Raw genomic sequence first — 14,460 nt, 5'->3', positions numbered from 1 at the left:
GTTTTTCGAATATATCCGAACGGTCGTCTCGTCTCGTACGGCTAATCAACTCTCTCGTCTAGATAATAAAGGTCAGCGTTGAAAACATCGAATTATGAAACTCTTATGCAGACGAACGTCAGAAGCTAAAGGACCTTATACAGATATATTTGCCAGCTACCTCGCAAGTGTGCCACGAACGCGCAGTAAATCGTCCTTCGTGTTGACGTTCGTGAACGTCGCCTCGTCGGCGACGTCGACCACCGTCGGGTCGAGGCGCGCGAGCGCGTCGGCCAGCCGCCGGGACCCGTTCGCGAGCGTCCGGTCGCACGCGAACCGCGCCGCGTGGCGGCCGTAGACCGCGTGCAGCGGCTGCAAGTGACCGTTCGCGCGCGGCACCGCGGCCGTGTCCGCGCGCTCGAACAGCCGCTCGAACAGCGCCGGATCCGCGTGGGGCATGTCGCAGGCGACCGCGGCGACCGCGTCGCCGCGCGCCACCCGGAGGCCGGTCCGCAACCCCGCGACCGGCCCCTCGTCGGGAACCGGGTCCACCGCCAGCCGGTAGTCGAGGCCGTCGAGGGCCTCCGTAATCGCGACTCGCTGGTCGTTCCGGCAGTTCACCACGAGTTCGTTGGTGACGCCAGTGACCCGGTCGGCGACCCGGCGAATCAGCGGCGCGCCGTCCACGCGCGCGACGGCTTTGTCCGCGTCCCCGAACCGCGTCGAGTGGCCGCCCGCGAGCACGAGCCCCGTCCGCATCAGTCGTCACCCGGCGCTTCGACGGCCGACGGGGTCGAACTGCCGAAGCCCGCCTCGTGGGCGACGCTGGCGATTCTCGGCTGGAACACCCACGCGGTCAACGCGAGGATGGGCACCATCGACGCCGCGACCACCGCGTAGCCGACGTGGAGGTTCGGCAGGAACTGCGCGGAGTACACCAGCGGGTAGACGATGCCGCCGATGGTGCCGACGCCGCCGACGACGCCCGCGACCGCCCCCGAACTGTTCGGGAACATCGCCGGCACCTGCGCGAAGATGGCGCCCTCCGCGAACGCACAACCCATCCCCACGAGGAAGCCCGCGGCGACCGCGAGCAACACCTCGCCGGACAGCCCCGCGAGGGTCATCCCGAACATCGCGACGACGACGAACGACATCGCGGTGAACGTCCACTGCTCGCGGTAGTGGCCCGTGAAGAACGGGAGGATGTTGCGCTCGGCGCGCGCCAGCCGGTCGCTGACGTAGCCGCCGATGGGGCGCAGCAGACCGGCCGCCACCGAGAACGTCGCCGCGAACGTGCTCGCGAGCACGAGGTTGTTCGTCCCGAACCCCTCGCGGTAGTAGGTCGCCAGCCAGCCGTTCATCGACAGCTCCAGTCCGAACGTCATCACGTACGCGAGCGCGAGCACGAGCGTTCCGTACCGCGTCGCGGTGTGCACCCAGCCGCCGAAGCTCGCGCTGTCCTTGGTCGCCTGCCGCTTCTCCTCGGTCTTGGCGGCCTCCCCGAGCGTGAAGTACGCCACGCCGAGCAGAATCGAGACGACGCCCGTGTAGAAGAACGCCGCCCGCCAGTTTGTCGAGAACAGCGGGCCGTTCCAGTTCGTCCCGAACACGCGCGGGAGAATCAACGCTCCGCCCGCGGCGCCGGCGTTCCCGATGCCCGCGTAGATGCCCTCCGCGAGCCCGAGGTTCTCCTCCTCGAACCACTCCGCGACGTGCTGGATGCCGACGACGAACGTGATGCCCGCGGTCGCGACGATGAGCCGTTCGACGAAGAACACGCCGTAGGACTGCGCGAACGCCGACGCGATGGAGAACACGCCGACGTACCCCAACACGATGGCGAACACCGAGGGCGCGCCGAACTTGTCCGAGAGCCAGCCGGTCAGCGCGCGTCCGAACGGCGCCAGCCAGATGTTCGCGCTCGCGAGCAGCCCGATTTCCGCCAGCGACAGCCCGAACTCGCTGGCCATCGGCTCCGTGAACGGCGCGAACGAGAACCAGATGAGAAACGAGAAGTTGAACCCGACGGTCGCGAGCAACAGCGTCCGGTACTTCGTCATCCGTATCAGCGCCATGCGTCCACCCCACTATCATCCGAACGTCCAACGAATTCGACTTCACTAAACTTCTCGTCCACCGATTCGATTCTATTCTGGATGTGAGGCCACATATCTACGCGAAAATCAATCACTACCAACTACATTAAGCTAGGCGTTGACGTTTAGTCGATAATACCGTGTGTGGGCTAGTGTTCGACCAGTATTAGGATGGGTACTACCACATTAAGGAGTTTGAACGGGCAGTTGTCGGTCGGGAAACCGGACGAATGCCGAATACGTTCGGGAACCGTGGTCCGCGAACGGCCGCACACTGGCGAACCGCTGCGTGGTCGCCGCGCGGGCGTCGAAGCCCGATTCAAGCGTCCGCAGTGGCGCACGTCCGGGCTCGATTCGATGGAAAGGACGGAACGGCTTGCAGGAATATTCGTTATAGCAGAATAGAATTTATCTGTTCGGTGGCTGGGAGTCGAACGACGTGAACGCCGAGTTTTGCGGTACCCCGTGATACACAATCTGATTACTTCGCCCGGAGAGAGCGACCGTGGCTCTCGTGAGTCGAACCGGGATGCCACGACCGGGGCAGCTCGTTCGTGCCACCGACACTCGCTACGCGGGAGCGCCACGACGAGACCAGTTTGAATAGCCGAGAATTGCCACTATTCCACCTATTGTAGATATCGCACCTCTTCCATCGCTCCATTCTCGGCGTTCGGAGTTGACGCGTCGGGAAGACGAGAACTGGCGCGGTATCGGAGCTAACGGATTGCAACTCGAAGTTGTCGAGTCCCGAGCGACCGAGGCATCGAGCCTCGGCGTGTCGATTACTCACACTGCGGTTCCGAGGCGAAACCGGAATCTCGTCGCGTGGACCGGACTGGCGCTCCCGAAGGAGCTGTACGTCTCTGTTCGAGTCGTCGAGAGTCGTGGTACTGGCGCCAGCCCGGCCCTCGAAGCCGATACTTCCCAAAGTGGGAGAGTCCGCGCTCAGGCCTCTCTGACGGACGCTGCGCCTCCCGCGAGGTGCATCCCCGGCTCCCAGCGAACCGATTCACCGAGAGAAAAACCCCCGCGGTGTGGGGCTAGGCGTCGGCTCGACGCAGCGAGAGCGCCGTGGCGCGATTCGTCGTGGACGGCTGAAGTGATCCGCTCTGCGCCCGGGATTCGACGCCGGGCTCCTCGTTCGAATCATTCCCGTAGCGTCCGAAGTCCACGTCGGCAATTCGAATCGAGGGAGTCCGGGACCGGCCTGGTCGAGCCGCGAGCGCTACGAACTGAACGACGGCGAACCGACACACGATTCAGCTCGTTGTCGCGATTCCCAGTCAGGCACCAGTGCTGACGACCGACGTGAACCGGGATTGTGAGGAGGTACGTCAATCACTGCGGGCTGTATCGAAGGATAGCTCGTTCGACCCTCGGAAGGGACCGAGAAAGATTCGACTCGATTGCTCGCGAGCGCCGCGAGAACCGAGCCGACGCTAAATCTATATCATTAAAAGTGGTACTACCTTCGGAAATTGATTATCTGTCTAGAGAGTCCCTAAATACACGAATGGTTCCAAGTAGTACTTTATTTTCTCCGTTGAGGGAGCTAGTTTAGACGATAAGGCACCTTATCTGCTCGTGGGGAACACTGAAGTTCCCGGCCGAAGATGCGGGGAGTATGGCTGGTGACGACCGCGCGGTCGTGAAGACGTACGTGCCGACCGAGCAGAAGTCCCGGTGGAGCGAGCACGCTGACGAACTCGACATGTCCCAGAGCGAGTACCTGCGGACGATGGTGCAGGCCGGGCGACGGGGGTTCCTGGATGACCACGAGGAAGGCGGTTCTGGGGACGCTACCCCTGGGGGGAGCGGCCTCGAAGACCGGGTCCTCGAATCGGTCTCGGAGGGGGCGGTCGTGTCGTGGGACGAACTCGTCGCGGAGCTCTCAGGCGACTTCGAGGACCGCCTCGACGACGCGGTGCAGTCGTTGGTCGAGGGCGGGGAGATTCGCCACGACCCGCGACAGGGCGGCTACGTCCGCCGGGAGGACCGATGAGCGAGCGCGCCGCCGACGCGGGCCGTGGCCACGACGCCGAGGACCCCATCGAGTACTTCCTCGAGGACATGGCCTACCACGGGAAGTCCGAGCGCACGCGCGAGGCGTACGGCCGCGTCCTCCGGGAGTTCGAGGCGTTCCTCGCCGAGACTGGCACCGAGCCCGCTGCGGCCGACCGCCGGGACTGCCTTGCGTGGGTGCACGAGCTCCGCGGCGACCACGCCGACAGCACGGTCGCGACGTACGCCTCCTACCTGAATCGGTTCTACGGCTACATGACCCAGGTCGGGGAGTTCGACGGCAATCCGATGACACTGGTCACCCAAGAGATGGACGAAGCCATCGACACGGACCCGACTCGGCGCGAAGTGTCGATAGCCCAGATGCGGTCGTTCGTGGCAGCAATTACGCACCCGCTGGAGCGAGCGGTCGTGTTGGCGCTGCTGAAGACCGGACTGCGCGTCGGCGAGCTATGTAATCTCGACGTCCGCGACCTCGCGCTGGACGCGCCCGCCGTCGAGGCCGCCTACGACCTTGGGACGCGTGCACAACTGGACGGCCGGCCGGACACGCTGTTCGTCGATCCGGACGTGAGCCGCGGCGAGGTGGCGAACGGCGAGGAGCGGACCGCGTCGAACAAGCGCAAGCGCGCGACGCTCGTTCCCGTAGACGCGGAATTGAAGGCCGCGCTCGTGCGCTGGCTGGCGATTCGGCCGGACACGCCGTCGCCGGCGGAGCCGCTGTTCGCGAGCACGCGGGACGCGTGGGGGAAGCGACTCACGCCGGAGATGGTGCGGTCGTTCGTCCGCGAGCACGCCGAACGCGCGGGCTGGTACCGAAGCGGTGCGGACGCCGCCGAGAACGTCACGCCCCACTACTTCAGGCACTTCTTCACGACGCACCTCCGGGACCGCACCGGCGACCGCGGCGTCGTGAAGTACCTCCGCGGGGACGTCGCCGACGACATCATCGACACGTACACGCACAACTGGGGGGACAGGGTGTGCGAGGTCTACCTCGCGAACGTGTACTCGTTGACGTGACGTTCGAACGGCAGCGTATAAATTATATACTGCTATACTGAATCGGTCGCTTCGGCGCGGCTTCGAGTTTGCCCGCAATCGGCCGAAATCGGTTACTCGCGCTTTCTACGACAGTTTACGTCGGCTCGGGAGCCCGCCGGTCCGCCGCTACCTCGCTGAATGAACGTTCAATCAAAGCGTATATGCGTGGTGCCTCCGTTCGAGCAGCCGTGAACGCAATCGACGCGCGACACGTGCAACTGACCTACGCGGACGGAACGGAGGCCGTCACCGACGTCTCGCTGGAGATTCCCGAGGGCGAGTTCTTCGGGTTCCTCGGCGCGAACGGCGCGGGGAAGACCACGACCATCAAGGTACTCGTGACGCTCCTCGAACCAACCAGCGGGAGCGTCACGGTCAACGGCCACGACGTCGAGACCGAGCCGCGGGCCGTCCGGGAGTCCATCGGCTACATGGCACAGGAGACGAGCATCGACGGCGAACTCACCGCTCGGGAGAACGTCCGGTTCGCCTGCGAGGCGTACGGCGTCTCCGCGGACGGCCGCAGCGAACGCATCGAGGAGCTGCTGGACCTCGTGGACCTCGCGGACGTCGCGGACAAGCAGGCCAAGGACTTCTCCGGCGGGATGAAAAAGCGCCTCGACGTCGCGACCGCGCTCGTCCACGAGCCGCCCATCGTCTTCCTCGACGAGCCGACGACGGGGCTGGACCCGAAGGCGCGCAACCGCCTCTGGGAGTACTTCGAGCGCATCAACGAGCGCGGCACCACGGTCTTCCTGACGACCCAGTACCTCGAGGAGGCCGACCAGCTCTGCGACCGGCTCAGCGTCATCCGCGGCGGCGAAATCGTCGCCTCCGGCTCGCCGGACGAGCTGAAGCGCCGGGTCGGCGGCGCCGTCCTCGACGTCGAGTTCGCGGACGCCGACGACGACACGCTCGAACGCGCCCGCGAAGTCGCCGCCGACGCGGGCGTTTTCGACGACGCGGACGTCGAAGTGACCGACGACGGGCTCAGCGTCCGGTCGGCGTCGGCCCGCCGCCACGGGACGGACCTGCTTGTCGCGTTGAACGACGCCGGCTTCTCCGTCACCGGGTTCAACGTCCGCGACCCGACGCTCGACGACGTCTTCCTCGCGATTACGGGCGAAGGACTCGACGAAGACGAGGGCGACGCCGCGGAGGCGGAGGTGGCCGAATGAGCGCCGAGAGCCAGCAGCGGGCGTCCGGCAACGGCTTCGCGCGGGACACGTGGATCAACCTCAAGCGGTGGGTGTTGAAGACGACGCGGAACCCGTTCGTGATGACCGCCTCCCTGCTGAACCCCATCATCTTCCTCGTGCTGTTCACGGAGGTGTTCGGTCAGATTACCGGCGGCGCCATCAGTCAGAGCCTCGGCACGGACGCCAGCTACGTCACGTACCTCGTGCCCGCCATCGTGGTGCAGACGTCGCTCATCGCCGCCACCACCTCCGGCATCGGCCTCGTCGAGGACATCGAGAGCGGGATGTTCGAGAAGGTGCTGGTGTCGCCGATGCACCGGGGCGCGGTGTTCCTCGGGAAGTCCCTCTCGGAGGTGTTGCGCATCGTCGTCCAGACCACCATCATCCTCGTGCTCGGCTACGTCCTGCTGTACGTCGACTCGGGGGCGCCGTTCCGCGAGTACGTCGCCACCGGCTGGCTGGGACTGGCCGGCATCGTCGCCGTCGGCATCGTGTTCTCGGTGTGGTTCACGGCGTTCTCGAACGTGATGGCGCTTTTCACCCGCGACCAGAAATCCACGATTCTCGCGGTGAATCTCCTGCAGTTCCCGCTGCTCTTTCTCTCCAGCGCGTTCCTCCCGCTGGACATCCTCCCGGGGTGGGTGCAGACGGTCGCCGCCCTGAACCCCATCACGTACGGCGTCGACGCGGCGCGCGCGCTGATGTTCGGCCAGGACGTGATGACCGTCATCGAGGTCACCGGCTTCGGCGGGATGTGGAACACGCTCGTCCCGGCGCTGGCCGTGCTGGCGGTGCTCGACCTCGTGCTGGGCGCTGTCGCGGTCCGCTTCCTGAACCGGGCGTCCAGTTCGAGCGTCCAGTAGACCCAAGCCGCCCGGGGCCGAACGCTCGCTCGAATGCCGCCCGCCGACCGGTCGCGCCGCGACGTGCTGAAGGCCGCCGTCGCCGCCGGGTCCGCGGCCGCGCTGGCCGCCTGCGTGGACCTCGCACCCGACGACGCCCCGCCGCGCGGCTCCCCCGCCTCCAACCCCGCGCGCCAGCACGCGTGGAACGACCACGTCCGCACCGACGAGTACGGGAACGTCGAACTGCCGCGCCACCAGACCTTACTCTACCTCTCGCTGGACCGCGACGGCCCGCCCACGGCATCGGCCCGCGAGACCGTCGAACGCGCGCTCGCCACCCTCGACGAGGCCTACGAGTGGTCCAGCGACGGCCTGCTGTTCTCCGTCGGGTACTCGCCGGCGTACTTCCGGCGCTTCGACGCCGCCCTCCCCGAGTCCGTGGACCTCCCCGACCCGGAGCCGCTGTCGCCGTTCGAGGACCCGGTCTTCGACACGCAGGACGCGCTCGTCCACCTCGCCAGCGACCGCGCGGACGTCGTCCTCGAAGCCGAGCACGCGCTCACGGGACGAACCGAGACGGCGAACGGTGTGAGCGTCGAGGCGGCGCTGACCGACGTGCTGACCGTCGATTCGCGCCGGACCGGCTTCGTCGGCGCGGGGATGCCCGCCGAGCGACAGGACGCCGACGGCGTCCCCGACTCGGAGCCGGTGCCCGAGGACGCGCCGCTGTTCATGGGGTTCACGGCGGGGTTCCGCGAGAACCAGGCCAGCGAGGACCGCGTCACCATCCAGTCGGGGCCGTTCGCTGGCGGCACCACGAAGGTCGTCGCGAACCTCCGCCAGCGCCTCGACGACTGGTACGGCGAGCAGGATTACGACGAGCGCGTGATGGAGCTGTTCAGCCCCGGGCACGCCGCCGACGACCTCGTGGCGGGCGTCGGGGACAACCTCGGCGCGAACAGCCGCGTGGACGACTACGTGGACGACATCGAAACGCACGCCCGGGAGTACGGCCGCGTCGGGCACGCGCAGAAGGCGGCTCGTGCGAACCGGGACGGCGACGGCAGCGTGCGCGTGCTGCGCCGGCACTTCGAGTCCACGGACGACGTCGGCTCCGACCGCGCGGTCGCGAGCCTCCACTTCCCGTCGCTCCAGCGCGAGATTTCGACGTTCGAGGCGGTGCGCCGCGCGATGAACGGCACGGACGTGACCGAGGCGACGCCGGCTGTCCGCCAGCGCGTCAACAACGGCATTCTGGAGTATATCTTCGTGCGGCGGCGCGGCTACTTCCTCGTGCCGCCCCGCGAGTCCCGGGCGCTCCCGGAGCCGGACCCGTGACTACAGTTCGACGTCGGTGGCGTCGCTGACCTCGAACTGCCGGACCTCGGGCTCGCCAGCCAGTAGCTCGGGGAGCGCTTCCTCGAATCGCTGGAAGTGGTCGCTCTCCTCGTGGGCTTCGACGGCGGCCGCGTCCTCGTACTGCTCGAAGAACCGAATCCGGTTCTCGTCCTGCACGTCGACGGCCGCGCGGTAGTCGATGACGCCGTCCTCGCGGTTGGACTCCTCGACGAGGTGCTCCGCGAGGTCGAGGGCGTCCTCGCGGCGCTCGGGGTCGATGGGGAACGTGGCGTGGAGTACAATCATGCGTCCCGGAGTAGCGGCCACCCACCGAAGAACCTCCGGGTAGCGACACTACCGGCGGCCGAGCAGGACGGCCGCGAGCGCGAGCGCCGTGAGCGCGTGGACGACGCCGTAGCCGGGGACGCTCGTGGCGGATTCGCTCGTCCCGGACTCGCTGGTCGTCGCCTCGCTGGTCTCAGTGGGCGTGACCACGTCGCCGCCGTCGCCGGGCGTCTGCACGACCGGGCCGTCGGTCGTCGCGGACACCTCGTCGACCTGCCAGACGAGGAAGTACGTGCTCACGGGGCTGTCGCCGGCGCGCACGAGGCGGTCGCCCGCGTCGAACTCGCCGTCGCCGTCGTCGCCGTAGAGTTGCGCGTACAGCCCGACTGTCGATTGGTTCTCGGTGAAGACGTCGGGGCTGACGTCGAGGCTGACGTTCTCGTGGGTGCCGGCGTCGAGCGCTTTCGAGCCGACGACGCGTCCCTCGGTGCCCGACTCGGTGCGGAGCACGAGGAAGCCGTCCTCGGGGAGCGTGGCGGCGTCGACGGTCGCGGTGGCGGTCGCCGTCTGCTGGGCTTGCGCGCGCTCGGCGACGACGTTCGCCGGCCGGTCAGTCTTGGCGAGCGTCACCGACTGGCCGGTCGTCGCGCCGAACGCCGACGCGCGCTCGTCGGTGCCGGGGTCGAACTCGCCGTCGCCGTCGCTGTCGGCGTGGAAGACCACCCACAGCGAGCCGTTCGCGGGCCAGTCCGCCCACGCGTCGTCGTCCATCTCGACCGGGAAGTTCTGCTGGAAGCCGTCGTCGAAGCCGACTGCTCTGTGCCCCACGGGGTCGCCGATGTCGCCGTCGTCGGTCGCGCGGTGGAGGACGACGAAGCCGTCCGTGAGCGGGCGGACGGCCTCCACGACGACGGTGCCGTCCGCGGAGTGCTGGCTGTCGACCTCGACGTGGTTGCCGTGCGCGGCGACCGGGGCGGCCGACGCCACGAGCGCGAGCGCGAGGAGGGCGGCGAGAGCGGCGCGTCGCATACCGGCGCCTACCCGGGACGCGAGGTTAACGCTTCTGGACACCGGGAAGCCTATTGTCCAGCCGAACGCGGGCTGCGGTATGCGCCGCCGACGGTTCCTCGCGCTCGGGTCGCTCGCCTCCTCCGCCCTCCTCGCCGGCTGCGTGAGCGACACCACCGACGACGCCACGACAGAACCGCCCGCGACGACCGCCCCAGCGACCACCCCGGCGACGACCGCCGAGAAGCCCGACGGGGTCTACGTCCAGTCCTTCGAGGAGCAGATGGCGATGCAGGGGACGACGACCGTCGGCGACTACACGGTCGCCCTGCTGTTCACGGTGCCGCACACGTTCTGGACGCTGGTCAACCGTGACGTCTCGAAGACCGAGAAGACCGCCGAGGACGACATCCACCTGATGGCGGTCGTCTGGGACGACGAGACCGACACCGTGGTGCCGGCCGCGGCCGTCTCCGTGGAGCTGGAGCGCGGCGAGTTCCTCCAGCAGGAAGTGCTGTACCCGATGCTCTCTCAGCCGATGGGCTCGCACTACGGCGACAACTTCGCTCTCGATGGCGACGGCACGTACGACGCGACCGTCTCCATCGGCGCCGTCGCTGCGCGGAAGACCGGCGCCTTCGAGGGGCGCTTCGAGGACGTCGAGAGCGCCGAGATGACCGTGGAGTTCACGGAGGAGACGCGCGCCCGAGTGGGCGCCACGCCAATCGAGGAAGCCGGCGAGCCGGGCGCGCTCGCGCCCCGGGACACCAGCTACCCGAAGTCGATTGTGCCCGCGCCCGACGACCTCCCGGGGACGGTCCGCGGCACCGCGGCCATCGACGACGCCTACTACGTCGTGACCGACCTCGCGTCCGCCGAGCGCGTCGGCGAGCCCGACCAGGCGTACCTCGCGGTGTCCGCGCGCACCCGGTACAACGGCTACGAGCTCTCCTCGATGGCGCTGGACGCGACACTGGTTCGGGACGGCGAGACGCTGTACGACGACACGCTGTCGCGCACGCTCAGCCCGGACCTCGGCCTCCACCTCAGCGCCGCCGTGCCGAGCGTCGAATCGGGGGACGAGCTCACGCTGTCGGTGCGCCAGCCGCCGCAAGTGGGCCGCCACGAGGGCTACGAGACCGCGTTCCTCGACACCGAGTCGGTGACGCTGACGCTCTAGGCGTACGCGGCGAACTCGCGGCCGAACGCGAGGTAGTAGCCCGTGCCGAGCAGGCCGACGACGGTCGCGAGCGTGAACGACAGCGTCGGCGAGAACGCGTAGATTGCGCCGCCGACGGCCGTGCTCGGGATGCCGACGGCGTTCCGCACGAGGTAGTACGTCCCGGTGACGCGGCCGCCCGCCTCTTTCTCCGCCGGCCCGACAATCATCGCCTTGTGCGCGGGGAGACCCGCGAACCGCAGCCCGGAGAACGCGAACAGCGCGACGAGCGCCCACTGGTCGGCGGGCGCGTTGACGAGCAGGACGGGGAACGCCGCGTAGACGGCGAACCCGACCGCGATGACGGGCTTGAGGCCGACGCGCTCGGCCAGCCGGGAGACCGGCAGCATCGACAGCAGGGCGACCAGCATCTCGACGGCGAGCAGCACGCCGAAGAACGCGTCCGGGCTCAGGGAGACGCCGAAGCCCGTGAAGCCGACGCCGAGGAACTCCGTGACGACGATGACGAAGAACACGTACGCCATCCCGTTGGCGAACCGCACGAGCACGTCCGCGACGAGCAGCGGCCGGAGTTCCGCGGGGAGCCCGCGGAGGTCGTCGAGGACCTGCCGGACGCCCTCGAACTCGTCGCCGATGCTGTCGCCCGCGGGGTCGTAGTAGACGTGCTGGACGGCGGTGCCGGCGACGGCGAACGCGACAGCCGCGGCCAGCACCCACTGGAAGCCGAGCGTGAAGTCGCCGGCGGACGCGATGAGCACCGACGCGAGCAGCGGGCCGACGAGGAAGCCGACGCGGCGGAACGTCTCCGTGCTGGCGAAGCCGGCGGCGAGCTCGTCGCTCGGGACGCTCTGCTTGACGACCGCGAACGTCGCGCCGAGGCCGAAGGACTTCCACGCCTGCGTGAGGAACAGGCCGACGAAAATCCACGCCCACGGCGGCACCGCGAGCGGGCCGACGCGGAGGACGTCGAGCCGCGGCGCGAGCAGCCAGAAGAGGAACCCGAGCGCGGAGACGAGGCCGAACGCCGTGAGCGCCCGCCGCGAGCCGAGGCGGTCGGAGACCGCGCCGCCCGGGTACGGGTAGACGGCGCTGACGAGGTTGCCGAGGCTGCCGTAGAGCCCGATGATGCCCGCGCCCGCGCCGAGCACGCTCATGTAGCGCGGCACGTACCGGCTGGTCATCTGGAAGCCGAGGCTGAACGCGAACATCGCCGCGGAGAGCACGAGCACGTCCCGCTCCATCGACAGCAGCTGCCGGAAGGGCGCGCGCGGGTCCACGGAGCGGTCGCCGGGCATTCGTGTGCGGCGTTCGACGGTGACCGGCAAAATACTGTGGACGAGTCCCCGCGCCGTCGGCACTCCGTCTCGGGCTATATCGGGCTCCTCCACTCCCGACGAGGACCGACAGGGCGGCTCTCGGGCGCCCGTGGGCGGCGTCGCGGCCTCGGGTGTCGGTACGCGTCCCGCACTGTCGGGTCCGTCCCCCGTAGATTCCGGACTCGACCGGTTCGGCCCGCGGCCGCGTTCGACTCGTCCCGCCGCGGGTAGTTCAGGTCACCCATCGAACCAGCGGCTCACGGGCTGCCTTACACTACATAATCGTTTCCCCGCCCGCAGAGATAGTGTCAGTGGTACTAACTTTATTGAAGGTGCAGTGCGCGCGAGGACCCATGAACCGACAGACTGGCAGCGGCCTCGCCGAGGCCGCCGTCGAGACCCTACAGGAGCGCTACGAGTTTCTCGACGCCGTCCGCGAGCGCCCGCGGGACAAGCGCGCGCTGGTCGCCGCGACCGACGTCTCCCGCTCGACGGTCGACCGCGCGCTCCGCGACTTAGAGAGCCACGGGCTCGTCGAGCGCGCCGGCGGCGAGTACCGCGCGACGACGTACGGCGACCTGCTCGCCGGCGAGTTCGCGTCCCTGCTGGACACCGCGGCCGCGGCGTGGGAGATTCGAGACGTCCTCGAGAAGATTCCCACCGACGAACTCGGCTTCGAGCTGTCGCGGCTCGCGGACGCCGACGTCACCACGCCGACGAGCGCGGACCCGACCGCGCCGATGCAGCGCGTGGTCGAACTGAAGCGCGGCGCCACGCGCGTGCGGTCGCTGGCGTCCGGCCGCAGCCCGGGCGCGCTCGACGCCCACGAGGAAGCCGCCGGACGCGGCGACCACCTCTTCGCGTCGGTGTGCTCGACGGACCTCCTCGCGTGGCTCGCCAGCGACCCGGAGCGCCGCGAGCAGGTCGCCGGGCTCCTCGACGCCGACAGCGTCGAAGTCTACGCCTACGACGGCGACATCCCGTTCCCCGTCGGCATCACCGAGGACGTCGTCTTCTTCGGCGTCGAATCCGAGGAGGGCGCGCCGGTCGCGCTCGTGGAGACGACCGACGAGCGCGTCCGCGAGTGGGCAATCGAGGCCTTCGAGACGCGCCGCGAGGCGGCGACCGAACTCGAACGCGGCGATCTCGCGGACTACGCGGCCGACAGCGAGAACTGAGCAGTCGCGGTTACTGCGGGGGAATCGCGGTCTCGTCGGCGTCCGCGGCGAGTGCGCGCTTGACCGCCTGCACGTCCTCGCCGCCGGCCTCGGACTGGTTCTCCATCAGCACCGTCTCGCTGGGGAACAGCCGCTCGCCGACTTCGAGGCCGTGCTCGCGGGCCGTCGAGCCCGTGACCGTGAGGTAGACGCCGACGCCGACGTCCGCGATGGCGGCCTCCTCCTCGCGGCCCGCGTCGGGGTAGACGAACTCCACGCCCTCCGTGGCGTCCGTGCCGAGGACGGCGCGGACGAGGCGTTCGTAGCGCGGGCTGATGCAGACGTCGCCCTCGTAGGCCGCGAGGAACGCGCGGTCCAGCTCCTCCGCGCCGACGGACTGCATGGCCGCGGGCGTCGCCAGCAGCGTGTGGTAGACGGTGTCGCCGAGCCCCGAGACGACGCGGACGTCCGTGTCGTGGGGGTCGATGCGGTCGTTGAGGTCCGCGATGGTCGAGAGCGGCTCGGGCTCCAGCTGGACGACCTCTTCGAGGACGAGGTCGGCGCTGTCGAACCCGAGCGCGAACTCGTGGGTGCGGAGCGCGCGGAACGGCTCCTCGCGGCCCACCAGCTGGACGGGCGTCCCCTCGACGTCGAGGGTCAGCGAGTCGAAGACGACGCGCCGGGGCTTGCCCGCGCGAGCGTCCCGCAGCAGCGTGAAGTCCGGCTCGCGGGGCTCGGCGGGCTCGCTGTACGCCGCGAGGCGCTCGTAGACGCCGCGGTCGGCCGTCTGCTCGTCTTTCGTGACGGCCTTCTCGTAGCGCAGCGTCGAGACGACATCGTCGGCGACCGAAGTCGCGTCGGCGCGTGCGGCGAATCTGTCGAGTACGGCTTCCAGGGGCCGTCCCTTCCGCGGAACGGCGACGCGCACCGGCGCAGTCATTACGAGAAGAGAGCCGGCGAGCGCCGAAAACGGTTGTGATTCCCC

The 14,460-nt window shown here is 68.6% G+C and carries 13 protein-coding genes; 7 read left to right on the top strand and 6 right to left on the bottom strand.

Annotated elements, in window-relative coordinates:
* Nucleotides 1–156: 156 nt before the first annotated feature.
* Both ABSL23_RS10365 and ABSL23_RS10360 read right to left on the bottom strand, forming a co-directional pair.
* Nucleotides 157–738, bottom strand: a complete 582-nt coding sequence (locus tag ABSL23_RS10365) for a molybdenum cofactor guanylyltransferase (RefSeq protein ID WP_353633680.1) — start codon at nt 736–738, stop codon at nt 157–159.
* A complete protein-coding gene (locus ABSL23_RS10360) occupies nt 738–2,057 on the bottom strand; it encodes an MFS transporter (RefSeq protein WP_059056523.1) in 1,320 nt (439 codons plus the stop codon). Before ABSL23_RS10360 ends, ABSL23_RS10365 begins: the two co-directional genes overlap by 1 nt.
* 1,648 nt (nt 2,058–3,705) lie before the next feature.
* Here ABSL23_RS10360 and ABSL23_RS10355 point away from each other — a divergent pair.
* From ABSL23_RS10355 to ABSL23_RS10335, 5 genes are all read left to right on the top strand, one after another.
* Complete coding sequence (locus tag ABSL23_RS10355; RefSeq protein ID WP_353633679.1) at nt 3,706–4,083, top strand: DUF5805 domain-containing protein; 378 nt, start codon at nt 3,706–3,708, stop codon at nt 4,081–4,083.
* Nucleotides 4,080–5,126 carry a tyrosine-type recombinase/integrase gene (locus ABSL23_RS10350; RefSeq protein WP_353633678.1) on the top strand — a complete coding sequence of 349 codons (1,047 nt, stop codon included), beginning with the start codon at nt 4,080–4,082 and terminating at the stop codon, nt 5,124–5,126. The genes ABSL23_RS10355 and ABSL23_RS10350 overlap by 4 nt, the downstream gene beginning before the upstream one ends.
* A gap of 209 nt (nt 5,127–5,335) precedes the next feature.
* Nucleotides 5,336–6,325 carry an ABC transporter ATP-binding protein gene (locus tag ABSL23_RS10345; RefSeq protein ID WP_353633677.1) on the top strand — a complete coding sequence of 330 codons (990 nt, stop codon included), beginning with the start codon at nt 5,336–5,338 and terminating at the stop codon, nt 6,323–6,325.
* Nucleotides 6,322–7,209 carry an ABC transporter permease gene (locus tag ABSL23_RS10340; RefSeq protein WP_353633676.1) on the top strand — a complete coding sequence of 296 codons (888 nt, stop codon included), beginning with the start codon at nt 6,322–6,324 and terminating at the stop codon, nt 7,207–7,209. Before ABSL23_RS10345 ends, ABSL23_RS10340 begins: the two co-directional genes overlap by 4 nt.
* Nucleotides 7,210–7,242: 33 nt before the next feature.
* Complete coding sequence (locus ABSL23_RS10335; protein ID WP_353633675.1) at nt 7,243–8,529, top strand: Tat pathway signal protein; 1,287 nt, start codon at nt 7,243–7,245, stop codon at nt 8,527–8,529.
* On the opposite strand, the gene ABSL23_RS10330 is transcribed toward ABSL23_RS10335, so the two are convergent.
* Both ABSL23_RS10330 and ABSL23_RS10325 read right to left on the bottom strand, forming a co-directional pair.
* A complete protein-coding gene (locus ABSL23_RS10330; protein ID WP_353633674.1) occupies nt 8,530–8,835 on the bottom strand; it encodes a putative quinol monooxygenase in 306 nt (101 codons plus the stop codon).
* 48 nt (nt 8,836–8,883) lie between these two features.
* Nucleotides 8,884–9,843, bottom strand: a complete 960-nt coding sequence (locus tag ABSL23_RS10325; protein WP_353633673.1) for a hypothetical protein — start codon at nt 9,841–9,843, stop codon at nt 8,884–8,886.
* Nucleotides 9,844–9,922: 79 nt separating this feature from the next.
* Between ABSL23_RS10325 and ABSL23_RS10320 the strand changes: the two genes are divergently transcribed.
* Entirely contained in the window at nt 9,923–11,002 is a 1,080-nt protein-coding gene (locus tag ABSL23_RS10320) for an iron transporter (RefSeq protein ID WP_353633672.1), read from the top strand.
* Here the strand turns inward: ABSL23_RS10320 and ABSL23_RS10315 are convergent.
* Nucleotides 10,999–12,297 carry an MFS transporter gene (locus ABSL23_RS10315; protein WP_353633671.1) on the bottom strand — a complete coding sequence of 433 codons (1,299 nt, stop codon included), beginning with the start codon at nt 12,295–12,297 and terminating at the stop codon, nt 10,999–11,001. The two genes, ABSL23_RS10320 and ABSL23_RS10315, sit on opposite strands and share 4 nt — an antisense overlap.
* A gap of 374 nt (nt 12,298–12,671) precedes the next feature.
* Here ABSL23_RS10315 and ABSL23_RS10310 point away from each other — a divergent pair, with 374 nt between their 5' ends.
* Nucleotides 12,672–13,496 (top strand): GntR family transcriptional regulator, encoded by an 825-nt coding sequence (locus tag ABSL23_RS10310; RefSeq protein ID WP_353633670.1) that lies wholly within the window; start codon nt 12,672–12,674, stop codon nt 13,494–13,496.
* A 10-nt stretch (nt 13,497–13,506) separates the two neighbouring features.
* Here the strand turns inward: ABSL23_RS10310 and ABSL23_RS10305 are convergent, their stop codons facing one another.
* On the bottom strand, nt 13,507–14,415 hold the full coding sequence (locus tag ABSL23_RS10305) for a hypothetical protein (protein ID WP_353633669.1): 909 nt from the start codon (nt 14,413–14,415) through the stop codon (nt 13,507–13,509).
* Between the last annotated feature and the right edge of the window lie 45 nt (nt 14,416–14,460).

This window comes from Halobacterium sp. NMX12-1, from assembly GCF_040435975.1.
Lineage (GTDB): Archaea > Halobacteriota > Halobacteria > Halobacteriales > Halobacteriaceae > Halobacterium > Halobacterium hubeiense.
Note: the sequence above shows the minus strand (reverse complement) of the source record. Positions and strands in the feature narration are given on the sequence as shown.

Excerpts from the sequence above, each read along its gene's own strand:
- ABSL23_RS10335 (WP_353633675.1), top strand. The coding sequence starts at position 7,243 with ATGCCGCCCGCCGACCGGTCGCGCCGCGACGTGCTGAAGGCCGCCGTC.
- ABSL23_RS10325 (WP_353633673.1), bottom strand. The coding sequence starts at position 9,843 with ATGCGACGCGCCGCTCTCGCCGCCCTCCTCGCGCTCGCGCTCGTGGCG.
- ABSL23_RS10310 (WP_353633670.1), top strand. The coding sequence starts at position 12,672 with ATGAACCGACAGACTGGCAGCGGCCTCGCCGAGGCCGCCGTCGAGACC.
- ABSL23_RS10365 (WP_353633680.1), bottom strand. The coding sequence starts at position 738 with ATGCGGACGGGGCTCGTGCTCGCGGGCGGCCACTCGACGCGGTTCGGG.
- ABSL23_RS10315 (WP_353633671.1), bottom strand. The coding sequence starts at position 12,297 with ATGCCCGGCGACCGCTCCGTGGACCCGCGCGCGCCCTTCCGGCAGCTG.
- ABSL23_RS10340 (WP_353633676.1), top strand. The coding sequence starts at position 6,322 with ATGAGCGCCGAGAGCCAGCAGCGGGCGTCCGGCAACGGCTTCGCGCGG.
- ABSL23_RS10355 (WP_353633679.1), top strand. The coding sequence starts at position 3,706 with ATGGCTGGTGACGACCGCGCGGTCGTGAAGACGTACGTGCCGACCGAG.
- ABSL23_RS10360 (WP_059056523.1), bottom strand. The coding sequence starts at position 2,057 with ATGGCGCTGATACGGATGACGAAGTACCGGACGCTGTTGCTCGCGACC.
- ABSL23_RS10350 (WP_353633678.1), top strand. The coding sequence starts at position 4,080 with ATGAGCGAGCGCGCCGCCGACGCGGGCCGTGGCCACGACGCCGAGGAC.
- ABSL23_RS10320 (WP_353633672.1), top strand. The coding sequence starts at position 9,923 with ATGCGCCGCCGACGGTTCCTCGCGCTCGGGTCGCTCGCCTCCTCCGCC.
- ABSL23_RS10305 (WP_353633669.1), bottom strand. The coding sequence starts at position 14,415 with ATGACTGCGCCGGTGCGCGTCGCCGTTCCGCGGAAGGGACGGCCCCTG.
- ABSL23_RS10330 (WP_353633674.1), bottom strand. The coding sequence starts at position 8,835 with ATGATTGTACTCCACGCCACGTTCCCCATCGACCCCGAGCGCCGCGAG.